The sequence below is a fragment of the Planctomonas deserti genome, assembly GCF_003067705.1.
GTDB classification, from domain to species: Bacteria; Actinomycetota; Actinomycetes; order Actinomycetales; family Microbacteriaceae; genus Planctomonas; species Planctomonas deserti.
This window is the reverse complement of sequence record NZ_QANL01000001.1, coordinates 1,205,552-1,218,883: the sequence shown is the minus strand read 5'-3', so window position 1 is coordinate 1,218,883 and position 13,332 is coordinate 1,205,552. Positions and strand designations below refer to the sequence as shown.

Sequence of the window (13,332 nt, the reverse complement as noted above, 5' to 3'; positions counted from 1 at the left end):
CGCCGCTCGCCCCGGCCGCGCGTGATTCACCCCATCGCGCTGCCTGTGGCAGTGTTGATCGGATGCACCCGGTCGACGAAGCCCAGCCCCGATGACCGCGACGGTCGTCTCCCCTCCGCGTCCCTCGGTCGCCGTCCGTCGTGCCCGCGTTGCCGTGGCCGCCGTGTTCTTCACGAACGGCGCGATCTTCGCCAATCTCCTGCCGCGCTACCCCGCGATCAAGGAGGAGCTCGACCTCACGAACGCCGCGTTCGGGCTGGCCGTCGCCGCGTTCCCGCTCGGCGCCCTGATCTTCGGGCTGACCGCCGGCGCGCTCATCCGGCGCTTCCGCTCCTCGCGGGTGGCGGTGGCCGGAACAATCGTCACCGCGCTCGGCATCCTGCTCGCCGGAATCGCGCCGGGCTGGGGCGTGCTGGCCGCGGGCATGTTCCTCGCGGGCACGGCCGACTCCATCACCGACGTGGCCCAGAACTCGCACGGGCTGCGGGTGCAGCGGCTGTACCGCCGGTCGATCCTCAACTCCTTCCACGCGGTGTGGTGCGCCGGTGCGGTGCTCGGCAGCATCATGGGCGCGGCCGCGGCCGAGCTCGGGGTGCCGTCGGCCGCGCACCTCGTGGCGTCCGCCGTCCTGTTCTCCGCCGTTGCGCTCGTCTGCTACCGCTTTCTGCTGCCGGGCGACGAGCACGCGGAGCCCGAGGACGACGCCGCACCCGGTGCCGCCGGTGATGCGGCTGCAGGTGCGGAGCTCGGAAGGGACGCGTCCGCCGCGGGCGCTGAGGGCGCTGCGGGCGCTGAGGGCGCTGCGGGCGCGAACCGCGGGCGCGTGGGCGCGCTCGCCAAGTACGGGATCCTCGCGGCGCTCGTGCTGATCGCCGCGTCCGGCGGGCTCGTCGAGGACGCCGGAAGCTCGTGGGCGGCCATCTACCTGTCCGGCTCGCTCGAGGCGTCCGCGTTCACGGCCGGTCTCGGCTTCGTCGCCCTGCAGGGGATGCAGTTCGTCGGGCGGTTGCTCGGCGACGGCCTGGTCGACCGCTTCGGCCAGCGCGCCGTCGCGCGTGCCGGCGGCTTGCTGGTGCTCGTCGGCATGGGCCTGGCCCTCGCCTTCCCGTCCATCCCCGGCACCATCGTCGGGTTCGGCGCGGCCGGGCTCGGCATCGCCACGCTCATTCCCGCCGCCATGCACGCGGCCGACGAGGTGCCCGGGTTCCGGCCCGGATCGGGACTGACCATCGTCAGCTGGCTGCTGCGCCTCGGGTTCCTCTTCTCGCCCCCGGTGGTCGGGGCCATCGCGGACGCCGCCAGCCTGCGCGCCGGCCTGATCGTCGTGCCCCTGACGGGCGTGATTGTGCTGCTCTCCGCGGGCGTCCTCTCGACCCGCACCCGCCGCCCCGCGAGGGCGGAGTAGAGCGCCACTCCTACGGTCCCTGAGCCTGTCGAAGGGACGGCACCCGAGGCACGGAACGTCGCTTCGACAAGCTCAGCGACCGTGAAGCACCACCCCTACGGTCCCTGAGCCTGTCGAAGGGACGGCACCCGAGGCGCGGAGCGTCGCTTCGACGAGCTCAGCAACCGTGAAGCGCCACCCCTACGGGCCCTGAGCCTGTCGAAGGGACGGCACCGGAGGAACGGAACGTCGCTTCGACGAGCTCAGCGACCGTGAAGCACCACCCCTACGGTCCCTGAGCCTGTCGAAGGGACGGCACCCGAGGTACAGAGCGTCGCTTCGACGAGCTCAGCGCCCGTGAAACACCGTCGCTACCGGTCAGGAGCCGCTGTCGGGTCAGTAGGTGACGTAGGCGAAGCGGCGGGAGTCCGGGGCCCAGCTGGTGACGTTGATGGTGCCCTGACCCCCGGTGAAGTGGTCGAGGTCCCGGGTCTCGCGGCTGACGGGGTCCAGGGCGCGCAGGTACACGTCCTTATCCGCCGGGTGCCCGAGGGTCCCCGGGGGGAAGCTGATGTAGACGACGCGCTCCCCGTCCGGCGAGGGGTGCGGGAACCAGTTGACGCGCTCGTCGAAGGTCAGTTGGGTCACGGCCGAGCCGTCCAGCGCCATGGTGAACACCTGGGCGTGACCCGGGGCGTCTGAGCCCCGCTCGGAATTGAACCAGAGCGTTTCCCCGTCCGGGCCGATCTCGGCGCCGTCGTCCGGAAACGCGTCATTCGTGAGCTGCCGGTCGTCCGTGCCGTCGACGCCGATCGTGTAGACGTTGGTGACCCACTCCCCCGTGTCATCGAGACCGCCGCCTATGTAGCTGAGGGTGCGGCCGTCCGGGGAGATGCCGTGCAGGTAGTGCTTGAAGCGCCGGGCCGGATCGCGGTCCGGGGTGATGCGCCGCGACGAACCACCCGCCCACGGCACCTCGTACAGGTGCCCGTCGTGCCCGGAGACATAGAAGAAGTGGCCGTCGGGCGAGATGAGGTGGTCGTTGTTGATGCCCGGCACCTCACCGAGCTCGATCTCGACAAGATCCGCCTCCGATCCCGCTCCCTCGGCCGGCAGCCGGAACATCCGCCCGTCCGCGTTGATCACGAGCCACTGCCCGTCCGGCGACCAGTTCGGGGCTTCGAAGTGCAGCGAGTCCGACTCGAAGACCACCTCCCGCTCTCCCGTGTCGATGTCGGCGGTGATCAGGCGAGCGGTCATGGGCTCAACGCTACCGGCGGTCAGGTGAAGAGGACGGCCTGCGAGCGCCGGTAACCCACCACGGCGAGCGCGGCGAACGCCGCCGTGTACAGGAGAAGGACCGCGACAGCGATCGGCGCGGAGCCGCGCCACCCACCGATCGCGGCGTGCGTCAGCTCGGACCACGCGCCCGTCGGCAGGAAGAGCTCGATGCCGGGAGCTCGGGCGTCCTCCACGGGTCCGGTCGAGGTTGCGCCGGTTCCCCCGCTGAACAGGCCACCGACGAACGAGAGGGGCAGGTACACGAGGTTGGCGAGCCCGAGGGCGCCGCGGACCGGGAACCAGTAGCCCATCGCCAGCCCCATGAGACCGAGCGGCACCGAGCCGGCGAGAACGGCGGCGGTGATCCTCGCCGCCTGGTCCGGGTCGGCCGGCACTCCACCCAGCAGGGCGCCGGCGGCCACGACGGGCACCACGAAGAGCACGGCGAACACGCACGCCACCGCGAGGCGGGCGGTCAGGCGCGTCGAGGCGGACACCGGGACGGTGAAGAGCCACCGCTCCCAGGCGGACTGCCTCGACACGGCCACGCCAACCCCGAATTGGAACGTGACCGTGCCGAGAACCGAGAAGAGCACGTAGCCCACGAGCACGGCGAGGCGCCGGTCATCGCCACCGCCGAGGGGGACTCCCACGGCCAGGTAGAGGAGCACCGGATAGCTGGCGAGAGGCAGGTAGAACGAGGGCGTGCGAAGGTACTGCACCAGCTCCGCCCTGAAGTGCGCCCGCACCAGCGTCATGCGGTGACCCCCGCCCGTTCGTCCGAGGCCACGATGCGCTCGAACACCTCCGAGATGCCGGGCTGCGTGATGGTCAGGCACGGGTGCCCGGTGCCGTCGAGCAGCAGCCGGGCGGCGGCATCCGAGCGGTCCGTGTCGACGTGCCAGCGCCCGGGGATTCGCTCGTCCGGCCGCGCGTCGAGCCCACCCGCCCGGCACAGCTCGCGCACGCGGACGGCCGGCAGCGACGTGGCGAACGTGACGGTGCGGTACCCGGCCTTGGCGCGGAAGTCGTCCACGTCCCACTGGCCGAGGACCTCGCCACGCCGGAGGCAGAGGATGCTGTCGGCCAGGCGCTCGACCTCCTGCATGTCGTGGGACGCGAGGAGCACCGTCCCGCCCCGGTCCCGCACCTCGCCGACCACGCGGGCGACCCGCTCCCGGCCGAACACGTCGAGCGAGGCGGACGGCTCGTCCAGCACAACCATGCGGGTGTTGGCGCCCACCGCGCAGGCGAGGGCGAGGGACCGGGCCTGGCCCCCGCTGAGGCCGCCGGTCTGCCGCGCCGCGATGCCCACGAGGTCGAACCGCCGCAGCACCTCGTCGACCGGCGCAGCCTGAGGGTAGTGCGCCAGGCACAGCGTGAGCACCTCCCGGCAGGTCAGGTACTCCGGGAAGTCGACCGCCTGCGGCATGAGGGAGACGAGGAATGCGGTGGGACCGCTGCGGCGCACCCGGTGGCCGAACGCCCGGACCTCGCCCGCATCCGCCCGCCTGCCGCCCGTCAGGATGTCGATGGCCGTGGTCTTGCCCGAGCCGTTGGGTCCGAGGAGCGCGTGCACGCCGCCCGGTGCGAGCGAGAAGGACGCGTCGCGCAGTGCCGCCGTGTCGCCGAACGCCTTGCTGACGCCGCGGAACTCGACGGCCGGCGCCCCCGCGACCGGGCGGACCTCAGCCCTCATCGCGGACCCCGCCGAAGGAGAAGGCGTAGAGCGACGACTGAGTCACACCGTCGAGATCGAGCAGGTCGTCGAGCTCGTGGTCCACGAACCCGACCCAGCCGAGGGAGCGGAGCCCGAGGGCCGAGGCCGCGAGCGCCGCGTTCTGCACGACGTGTCCGGCCTCGAGGAGGGACAGCCGGTAGCCCCGCAGCCCGTACTTGTACCTGGCCCGCTCGAAGCTCGCGGTCACGACGATCGTCGCCGAGGCGTTCGCCGCGATGGGCGCCATGAGCGAGGGGGCGGCGCGGCGGAAGCGCTCGATCCGGTCGGGACCGGAGTGCCCGAAGGGGTTCACGAGCGCCCGCCGAAGCGGATCGAGCTGGTACACGCCCGCCGGCAGCCCGTCGACCGCTGCGGCCACGAGGTAGAGGTCGAGCGGATACAGCGCGCCGCCCGATGGCACGAAGCGGCACGGCCGGGAAGCGTCGTCCCGCTCGCAGTACGCGTAGTGCAGCACGTCGGATGCGTCCGCGAAGGAGACGCTGCCGCCGAGAGCAGTGGCGGGAGCCGACCGCCTTCGCTCCATAGCCTCCGACGTCGGCACGTGCAGCGGACGCCGGGGCGCGAGCGCACGAGCCGGTAGAAGCCCAGGCGCCGACGTGGGCTCCCCGAGCCCGCCCGACGGCCCCTCGTCTGCGCCGGTGCCCCCGCCTCGCCTGTCACCGGTCGAGGCCTCCGCGGCGAGAAGCTGCACGAACCGCACGTCCGTCCAGCCCGTGTGGGTGATGCGGGTGATCTTCGATGCCTCGTGGAAGTCCTCGGCGAGATCGCCCGGCGGGCGGTCCACCCCGCCGCCGACACTGAAAACCGGTCCGAGTGTGGATTGCACGGGTGCTCCTAGGGGAAGGGGTGCGGGGCTGCGGTGAGCTGCTGGGGAGTGTCGATGCCGCCGCCGTAGAGGCGGGGATGACCGAGGAATCGCGCGTCGTGCCGCACGTCGAGCGCGACGAGGTCCGGGCTCAGTGCCCGCACGACGTGCAGCCCGGCCGACGCGGCTTCCGCCGAGGTGACGTCGGTGAGAAGCACGGACGCGCCCGCGGCGAGGATGTCGTCGGTGATCGCCGGCCAGCCGGATGCGGCCTCGACGTGCACGACGCTGTCCGGGGAGGAGCTGAGGAAGGCCGACGACGGGCGGGAGGACGGGCGGCAGTGGAAGCGGATGTGGTCCTCGAAGTCGCGCACCTCATCCGCCTCGATGCGCTCGGTACCCAGGAGGCGAAGCGCCCAGTTGCAGGTGTGCAGCGCCTCTCGCGCGGCGTTGAGGGCAGCCCGCTCGAGGTCGATGTCCGCCGCGCAGCCCACCGCGACGCCGATGAGGTCGCTGCGGACGACGGCGAGCAGCACCGGGACGCCGAACGCCGACGGCAGCACGCGGAGCGAGATCGCCGCGCCGCGCCCGTCGCAGAGCGCCTCCAACCGGGTCAGCTCCCGCCTCGCCGGATCGGACAGCTGCGAAGACCAGCGCCAGTTGAACACCGGCGGCGGCTCACCGCGGAGCCAGGTGCGCTGAAACGCGTCGCGTTCGACGAGCTCGAGGATGGCGCGCTTCGCCGCGAATGCGAACGTCGGCCCCGCGGCCACGCCCGAGCTGGTCGCCGGCTCGTAGTGCGGCTCGCCGAGGGCGTGCGCATCCACAAACACGGCCATCTGGGCGGGCACGAGCACGGCCCGCGTCGTGCCCACCTCGCGCGCGTGCACCCAGGCGAGCCGATCACCGTCGCGCACCGCCGGGAACGGGAAGCCGGGCTCGTCGTACTGCTCCGCCGCGAAGCGGGAGAACGCGGCGGGCGGCACCTGGTTCTCGTGCTCCCCCACGGCTTGGTGCAGCAAGGCGCGCGGTCCGGAGAGCGAGAAGCGCTCGACGGCCTCACCGACACAGGCGAGGCGGGCGGCCCGGGCGGTGGCCCCCGGTCCCATGCTGAACGCATCCGATCCGCCGCCCGCCGGGTCGCCCAGTGCCGCCGTCTTGCCCGAGTACAGGGTGTCGGCTATCGAGTCGGGCGTGAAGGACATCGGATGCACGTACTCGACGAGCCCCGTGAAGCGGCTCACCAGGCCGGTGGCGCCCGTGGCGTTCATGAGCGCCACGGGTAACGGATGCCTGCGTACGGCCGAGGCCCGCAGGTCGAACAGCGCGCCACCCGGTACACGGGGTGCGCCGTGGTGGAGAAGACCTTCGGCTCGAGCACGAGCACGGTGCTCGCCGTCATCCAGTCGTGGGCGAACAGCCACCGCAACGCGTAGCGCAGGGCGAATCCGCCCGTCACGGCCTCGATGCCGTCGTCACGCGCGTGCGGGGGCGCAGCCGCCACCACCCGGTCGTACAGCGGGGCGAAGGCCGTGTTCGACCCCCACCGCAGTTGGACGCACTCGAAGCACGGGCTCACCGCGGGCACGATCACGGGCCCGATCAGCTGGAACCGTCCGTCGAACGGGGCGATCGGCAGCCAGGTACGCCCCTCCTCCCGGAAGCGCCCGTTCATCTCCCGCAGCTCGTCGATCGTTCCGGCCGCGACCGTGAGCTCGGCCGCGAGGGGGTCGTCGAGCCGGATCGAGCCGTCGCGCCAGAACGCCTGCTCGAGCGCGGGCGAGACGAGCGAGCCGACGACGGCGATCGGTGCCGGGCGCGACGGATCCTTCGGCGCGCCGAGCGCATCCGGGTCGCCGCCGTTGCGACGCGCCTCGTCGAGCACGGGCCGGAGGGAGGGTGGCGCATCGGGCGCCTCGACGAGCACCTGATGGTCGATGAGTTCCTCGAGGAGCCGACGCACCGACGGGGCGCTCCCGGCGAAGGCCGCGTCGACGTCGGTGCCGACGAAGGGCGCGGAGAGGAACCGTCCGAGGGCGGTGACCGCCTCCGCGGAGGCGAGCTGGATGCTCACGAGCTCCCGCCCGCCGAGGAGGTGGAGGCAGTCCTCCACCTCCCCGGCGGTGTAGCGGGGGCTGACCGCGTACGTTGCCGAAGCACGCACGGCGGCGGCTACTGCTGCTTCTTCCGGCTGCTGCTGCACGAGCAGGTCGTGCTGCAGCAGAGGGTGATGTCCCCGAGCGCGATCTCGTCCTCGCGACCGGAGTATCCGATGGTGAAGGCGAAGGGATCGTCCTCCGCCTGGCCCGGACGCGCCGGTCGGTCGAGGACCGAGATGGGCGAGACCGGGGGCGTCGTATCCGTGAGCAATGTCATTTCCAACCTCTCTGTCGGCGAAACATCGCATTTATAGCAGGTGCTTATACGCCTCAGTCAAGAGAGGAAGGAACAGCTGTGGAGAACGCCCCCGGCCGCCGGTCAGAACGTCGCGACCGTGGGGTCCCAGCCCTCCGGAAGGGCCGGGGACGGCTCGAACGTGCTCGTCACCTCGACGAACTGACCGGACTGCACCGACTCGGCGATCGACACCATCGTGTCGAGCACGTGGAAGGCGGACTCGCCGCTGGCGCGGTGCGGGCGTCCCTCCCGGATGGCCTGGGCCATCTCGAGCGCCCCGGTGCCGCGGGTGGACGAGTGTCCCGACGCCGGGATGACCGTCGGCTCGTCGCCCGCGCCCCACACCTGGATGTCGCCGTCGAAGTTGTTCGGGTCGGGGAAGACGATGGTGCCGTCCGTGCCCGCGATCTCCACAACGCCTGCGCGCCTCAGCTTGGAGTCGAAGCTGAACACGGCCTGGCCGGACTGCCCGGACTCGAACTGGAGCAGGGCGCCGACGTGGCTGGGCACCGTGACGTCGAAGCTCTCGCCCGCCTTCGGCCCGGAACCGATGACGCGCTGCTCGCGCGCCTTCGACCCGAGTCCCGCGACGCGGGCGTAGGGACCGAGCGCGTGCGCCAGGGCGGTGAGGTAGTACACGCCGACGTCGAACATGGGCCCGGCGCCCTCCTGGAAGAGGAACGCGGGGTTCGGGTGCCAGCTCTCGGGGCCGGGGGTCTGGAAGAGCGCGAGCGCCGTGAGCGGCGTTCCGATGTCGCCGCGTGCGATCGCGCGGAACGCGGTCTGGAGGCCGGCGCCGAGGAAGGTGTCCGGCGCGCAGCCGACGCGGACGCCCGCCGCGGTCGCCGCCTCGAGCAGCTGCCGGCCGCTCTCGCGGTCGAGGGAGATGGGCTTCTCGCTCCAGAGATGCTTGCCCGCGGCGATCACGCGCAGGCCGACCTCGACGTGCACGACCGGGATGGTCAGGTTGACCACGAGCTGGATGTCGGGGTTAGCCAGCAGCTCGTCGACCGATCCGCCGGCGGGGACGCCGTGCTTCTCGGCCTGGGACTTGGCGCGGGGCTCGTCGAGATCCGCGACGAACAGCACCTCCAGGTCGGGGAAGCTGGTCAGGTTCTCGAGGTAGGTGTCGCTGATGACACCGGCGCCGATGACGCCGACGCCCACGCGTCCGTTGGTGCTCACTTGTCGTTCCGTCCGTTCAGGTAGGTGTAGCTATCGGTGACGGCGTCGAAGACGTCGCCGGTGAAGTCGTCGAGCTCGACGACCGCGAGCGCGTTCGGCGCCGCGGCGAGGATGTCGTCGATCGGCATCTTGCCCTTGCCGACCGCCAGCTGCTCCTTGTCGTCCTTCGTCAGCGGGCCATCCTTGATGTGCAGGAACTGAACGCGGTCACCCAGGCGGCCGAGCAGCGGTACGACCTCCTCGCCGCCGACGGCGGCCCAGTAGGTGTCGAGCTCGAGCAGAACGGAGTCGTGCAGGCTGCCGGCGAGCACCTCGAGCGCCGAGACGCCGTCGATGCGGGCCTCGAACTCGAACTCGTGGTTGTGGTAGCCGACCGCGAGCCCGTGGTCGGCGGCGACCTTGGCCAGGCCGTTCAGGTCCGCCGCGATGGTCTCGACGTCCTCGCGGGTGGTCCAGCGCGCCGCGTCGACGGCGGGGTCGATGACGGTCTTCACGCCGATGGTTCGGGCGGCCTCGAAGATGCGGATGGCGTCCTGGCCGACCAGCCGGGCGTGCGCAGACGGTGCGGTGAGGCCGGCATCCGCGAGGGCGTCGACGTACTGGTCCGCGTTGTCCACGAAGTTGTAGAGCTCGACCTGGCGGAAGCCCACGTCCGCGACGCGCCGGAGCGTGCCCGGGAGGTCGGCGGCGAGGTGCTCGCGCACCGTATAGAGCTGGATGGACAGTGGATTCTGCGACACGGTTCTCCTCATTGAAACGTCGGTCACCGGCGCGTTGTGCGGCACGGTTCTCCTCGACCCGAAACTATCTAAGCAGACTTAAGTAACTTGGCCCGGGGCGATGCCGTCCCGCCCCGTCGACGAAGGAGTACGACCACGATGAGCCACCTCCCCTCCCCTCGCACGCCCGATCCGCGCAGCGGTCCGGCGCTTCGCTGGGGCATCCTCGCCCCCGGCGCCATCGCGCGCGACTTCGTCACGTCACTGCGCACCCACACCGCCCAGCTCCCTGTCGCGGTGGGGTCGCGGTCGCTCGAGCGGGCGCGGTCGTTCGCGGCCGAGTTCGGCATCGAGCGCGCGTACGGCTCGTACGAGGAGCTCGTGCAGGACGACGGCCTCGATGTCGTCTACATCGCGGCGCCGCACAGCGAGCACGCCCGTCTCGCGCTGCTCGCCATCGGGGCGGGCAAGAACGTGCTCGTCGAGAAGCCGCTCGCGACGACGGCGACCGAGGCGGCGGCCATTGCAAGTGCCGCGCGCGAGGCGGGCGTCTTCGCCATGGAGGCCATGTGGACGAGGTACCTTCCGCAGACCGACATCGTGCGCCAGCTCCTGCAGGGTGGCGACCTCGGCGACATCCGCATCGTCACGGCGAGCTTCGGTGGCACCGCGTCCACGGATCCCGCGGACCGCATCAACGACCCCGCCCTCGGCGGCGGCGCCCTGCTCGACCTCGGCGTGTATCCCGTGTCCTTCGCACACCTCGTGCTCGGCGCGCCGGAGCGGGTGACCGCGCGCGGCTACGCCACCGCCACGGGCGTCGACGGCCAGTCTGCGCTGGTGCTCGAGTCCGGTTCGGCACAGGCGCTGCTGCACACGACCCTCTTCGCCGCCCCGCCCGCCACGGCCGTGATCGCCGGCGGCACGGGCACGATCACCGTGCACCCGCGTTTCTGGGAGCCCGCGGAACTCACGGTCGCACGACACGGGCACGAGCTCGCCCACTGGAAGGACGAGTCCGGCCTGATCGGCCGCGGCGCCCTCGGGCGGTCGGCGGTCGCCGCCGCGATCGCGATCGGCGAGGGACGCACGGAGGAGCCGCTGCACACGCTCGATGACGCGATCGCCGTGCTCGGGACGATCGACGAGGCCCGCCGCCAGCTCGGCACCTTCTAGTCGGTCCCTCACCCGCGCCTCCACGGTGTTCGCAATTCAGGCCGTGCTGCGACACGCCGTGTTTGGACCCCTCCGAAACACGGCGTGTCGCAGGTGAGCCTGAATTGCGAACATGCGGGGATGCGGAAGGGGCGCATCGAGGGGTACAGGACCACCGGATGGGGGACTCGTGTCGCGCCGCTGGCAGGGGTTGACGGTGATCTCACGTACGCTTGAGCGGTGACCGACCTCATGCTCACCTTCCCCTGGGAGGACGAAGCCGAGGTCCCGAAACCCAAGCCCCCGCACCTGTCCCGCATGCTCGCAGACTCGACGGATCGGGTGGCGTGGCTCCGGGCCCGAAGCCGTGGCATCACCGCGACCGATGTCGCCCGCCTCTCCAGCACCGCATCCATCCAGACGGTGGCCATGGAGAAGCTGCACGGCTCGCGCTTCGGCGGCAACGCGTACACCGAGCACGGCCGGGCGCGCGAACCGCACATCGCGGCATGGGTGGACACTCAGCACGGCATCGAGGCCAGCTCGGCCCTGTTCCACGCCGCCGGCCAGCGCCGACACCTCGCCACTCCGGACGGCATCGGCGTGCGCGACAACGGATCCCTCGAGCTCTGCGAGATCAAGACCACGAGCAAGCAGTGGCGCAGCATCCCGCGACCGTACCTGCGCCAGGTCTGGTGGCAGCAGTACGTGCTCGGGGCCGACCGCACACTGCTCGTCTGGGAGCACCACGTCGACTTCATCCCCGTGTCGGAGCAGCCCCAGCACTGCTGGATCGAGCGCGACGACACCGAGATCGACCGGCTCGTCAGCATGGCCAACTCGCTGATCGCGGTGCTGCACCGGGAGGCCGCGAAGCTCCGCTGATCCCGCCCGCCCGGGTGCTTCGCAGCATTGTTAGCGACAGGGGAACACACCCGTAACAGGGTGGACTTATTCGCGGTCTTGACTGGGGTCATGACGCCAAGCAGGGGGATGCGCGCCGCCGCCATCGAGTCGACCGGGACAGCCGACGTGCTGCAGATCATGGACGTGGATACCCCGCTCCGCATCGACTCCGAGGTGCTCGTGAAGGTCGTGGCGGCCGGGGTGTCGCCGCTCGACGTGCTCGCCCGCGCAGGACGGCTCCCCGCCTCGGTGCTCGGCCGCTTCCCCGCCGTGCTCGGCTACGACTTCAGCGGCTTCGTGGTGGAGGCGCCGTACGGCGCGCATCCCCTGCAGCCGGGCGACGAGGTCTACGGGGTCGCGCCCACGCCCCGCGGTCTCGGCAGTTACGCGGAGTACGTCTCCGTTCCGAGCACGCACCTCGCCCGCAAGCCGACCCGGCTGTCGCACGTCGAGGCCGCCGCGGCGCCGCTCGCCGCGCTCGCCGCCTGGGGCATGGTCATCGACGTCGGCAAGGCGCACGAGGGTCAGATCGTGCTCGTGCACGCCGGCGCAGGGGGTGTCGGTCACCTCGCCGTGCAGTTCGCCGCGCACTTCGGGGCGCACGTCATCGCGACGGGGTCGGCGAGGAACGCCTCCTGGCTGCGCGAGCTCGGGGCCATGGAGGTCATCGACTACGAGTCGAGCCGCTTTGAGGACCTCGCGGTGGACGTCGACCTCGTGATCGACCTCGTCGGCAACGCCCGCGAGGAGACGTCGCGGCGCTCCCTCTCCGTGCTCCGCCACGGCGGGCTCCTCGTCACCGCCCGCGCGGACGAGTGGCCCACCATGGCCGAGGAGGCAGCGGCCGCCCGGGTCCGTGCCACCGGATTCGCCGTGGCACCGGACGGCCAGACGCTCGGCATGATCTCGCGGCTGCTCGAGTCCGGCGACGTGCATGTGTACGTCGATCAGGTCTTCGACCTCGCCGACGCCGCACGGGCGCACGCGGCGCTGGAGAGCGGCCACACGCGCGGCAAGGTCGTCCTGAAGGTCTGCGACGGCTGACCCGCCCGCGCCCGGAACGTCGCTTCGACAAGCTCAGCGACCGTGAACGACCGCACCCACGGTCCCTGAGCCCGTCGAAGGGACGCGGCACCGACCGCCCCCAACCGTCCTCTAGAGCTCGCGCTCCAGGACGTGGTCGTGGTGAAGTTCCGGGCCGACGAGGAAGGTCTTCGAGCCGACGACCTCGAAGCCGCTCTTGCGATAGAACCGGATCGCCCGCTCGTTGTGCTTGTTGACGCCCAGCCACACACCCACCGCGCCGCCCTCCCGGGCCGCGTCGAGCGTCGCGTCCATCAGGGCGCCCGCGACACCGACACCGTGATGGGTCTGCAGCACGTAGACCTTGCTGAGTTCGACCGACGGTCGGAGGGAGATCGCCACCGCAACGTCGTCGTCCGCCGGCTCGCCGTGCACCAGCATCGTGTAGCCGACGGGGCGGCCGTCATCCGTGGCGAGGATCACCTGACGGTTCTCGTCCGCGAGATACCGGCGGAAGTGCACCTCGGTCAGGTTGTCCGCGATGAACCGCTCGATCGCGGTCGGCGCCGTGCCGGGCGGGCAGGCGAGCGCGAACGTGAGCTCAGCCAGCCGTGCCACCTCCGGGGCCTCGTCCGGCGTCGCCCGGTGGATCCTCGGGGCCGTCGTCACCCCTCCAGGGTACTTCGCACGGTCGGCGCCGTTAACGACGATCAGGGCCCGCCGAAGCGGGCCCTGC

At 71.6% G+C, this 13,332-nt stretch carries 14 protein-coding genes; 4 read left to right on the top strand and 10 right to left on the bottom strand.

Features of this window, described 5'->3' with window-relative positions; all coding sequences use genetic code 11:
- The first annotated feature begins 91 nt into the window (after positions 1–91).
- Complete coding sequence (locus DAI20_RS05620; protein ID WP_108249507.1) at positions 92–1,405, top strand: MFS transporter; 1,314 nt, start codon at positions 92–94, stop codon at positions 1,403–1,405.
- Positions 1,406–1,780: 375 nt separating this feature from the next.
- Here the strand turns inward: DAI20_RS05620 and DAI20_RS05615 are convergent, their stop codons facing one another.
- From DAI20_RS05615 to DAI20_RS05575, 9 genes are all read right to left on the bottom strand, one after another.
- On the bottom strand, positions 1,781–2,644 hold the full coding sequence (locus DAI20_RS05615) for a TolB family protein (RefSeq protein WP_108249506.1): 864 nt from the start codon (positions 2,642–2,644) through the stop codon (positions 1,781–1,783).
- Positions 2,645–2,664: 20 nt separating this feature from the next.
- Positions 2,665–3,423: an ABC transporter permease gene (locus tag DAI20_RS05610; RefSeq protein WP_108249505.1), complete on the bottom strand. Its 759-nt coding sequence runs from the start codon at positions 3,421–3,423 to the stop codon at positions 2,665–2,667.
- Positions 3,420–4,364, bottom strand: coding sequence for an ABC transporter ATP-binding protein (locus DAI20_RS05605; protein WP_108249504.1), 945 nt, complete (start codon positions 4,362–4,364; stop codon positions 3,420–3,422). The genes DAI20_RS05610 and DAI20_RS05605 overlap by 4 nt, the downstream gene beginning before the upstream one ends.
- Entirely contained in the window at positions 4,354–5,232 is an 879-nt protein-coding gene (locus tag DAI20_RS05600; RefSeq protein WP_240605885.1) for a SagB/ThcOx family dehydrogenase, read from the bottom strand. The genes DAI20_RS05605 and DAI20_RS05600 overlap by 11 nt, the downstream gene beginning before the upstream one ends.
- Positions 5,233–5,240: 8 nt before the next feature.
- Positions 5,241–6,482 carry a YcaO-like family protein gene (locus DAI20_RS05595; RefSeq protein WP_240605933.1) on the bottom strand — a complete coding sequence of 414 codons (1,242 nt, stop codon included), beginning with the start codon at positions 6,480–6,482 and terminating at the stop codon, positions 5,241–5,243.
- Positions 6,479–7,375 carry a TOMM precursor leader peptide-binding protein gene (locus DAI20_RS05590; protein WP_108249501.1) on the bottom strand — a complete coding sequence of 299 codons (897 nt, stop codon included), beginning with the start codon at positions 7,373–7,375 and terminating at the stop codon, positions 6,479–6,481. Before DAI20_RS05590 ends, DAI20_RS05595 begins: the two co-directional genes overlap by 4 nt.
- Positions 7,376–7,383: 8 nt before the next feature.
- Positions 7,384–7,587, bottom strand: a complete 204-nt coding sequence (locus DAI20_RS05585) for a hypothetical protein (protein WP_159084925.1) — start codon at positions 7,585–7,587, stop codon at positions 7,384–7,386.
- Between the two features lie 102 nt (positions 7,588–7,689).
- Positions 7,690–8,793 (bottom strand): Gfo/Idh/MocA family protein, encoded by a 1,104-nt coding sequence (locus tag DAI20_RS05580; RefSeq protein ID WP_108249499.1) that lies wholly within the window; start codon positions 8,791–8,793, stop codon positions 7,690–7,692.
- Complete coding sequence (locus DAI20_RS05575; RefSeq protein ID WP_240605884.1) at positions 8,790–9,533, bottom strand: sugar phosphate isomerase/epimerase family protein; 744 nt, start codon at positions 9,531–9,533, stop codon at positions 8,790–8,792. The genes DAI20_RS05580 and DAI20_RS05575 overlap by 4 nt, the downstream gene beginning before the upstream one ends.
- A gap of 138 nt (positions 9,534–9,671) precedes the next feature.
- Here DAI20_RS05575 and DAI20_RS05570 point away from each other — a divergent pair, with 138 nt between their 5' ends.
- The 3 genes from DAI20_RS05570 (at position 9,672) to DAI20_RS05560 (ending at position 12,617) form a co-directional block, all read left to right on the top strand.
- The gene (locus DAI20_RS05570) at positions 9,672–10,688 is read left to right on the top strand and encodes a Gfo/Idh/MocA family protein (protein WP_108249498.1); all 1,017 of its coding nucleotides are present in this window, start codon (positions 9,672–9,674) and stop codon (positions 10,686–10,688) included.
- Between the two features lie 231 nt (positions 10,689–10,919).
- Positions 10,920–11,552: a YqaJ viral recombinase family protein gene (locus DAI20_RS05565; RefSeq protein ID WP_108249767.1), complete on the top strand. Its 633-nt coding sequence runs from the start codon at positions 10,920–10,922 to the stop codon at positions 11,550–11,552.
- A gap of 90 nt (positions 11,553–11,642) precedes the next feature.
- The gene (locus tag DAI20_RS05560) at positions 11,643–12,617 is read left to right on the top strand and encodes an NADP-dependent oxidoreductase (protein ID WP_240605883.1); all 975 of its coding nucleotides are present in this window, start codon (positions 11,643–11,645) and stop codon (positions 12,615–12,617) included.
- A gap of 111 nt (positions 12,618–12,728) precedes the next feature.
- Here the strand turns inward: DAI20_RS05560 and DAI20_RS05555 are convergent, their stop codons facing one another.
- Positions 12,729–13,265 carry a GNAT family N-acetyltransferase gene (locus DAI20_RS05555; protein ID WP_205781347.1) on the bottom strand — a complete coding sequence of 179 codons (537 nt, stop codon included), beginning with the start codon at positions 13,263–13,265 and terminating at the stop codon, positions 12,729–12,731.
- Positions 13,266–13,332: the final 67 nt, after the last annotated feature.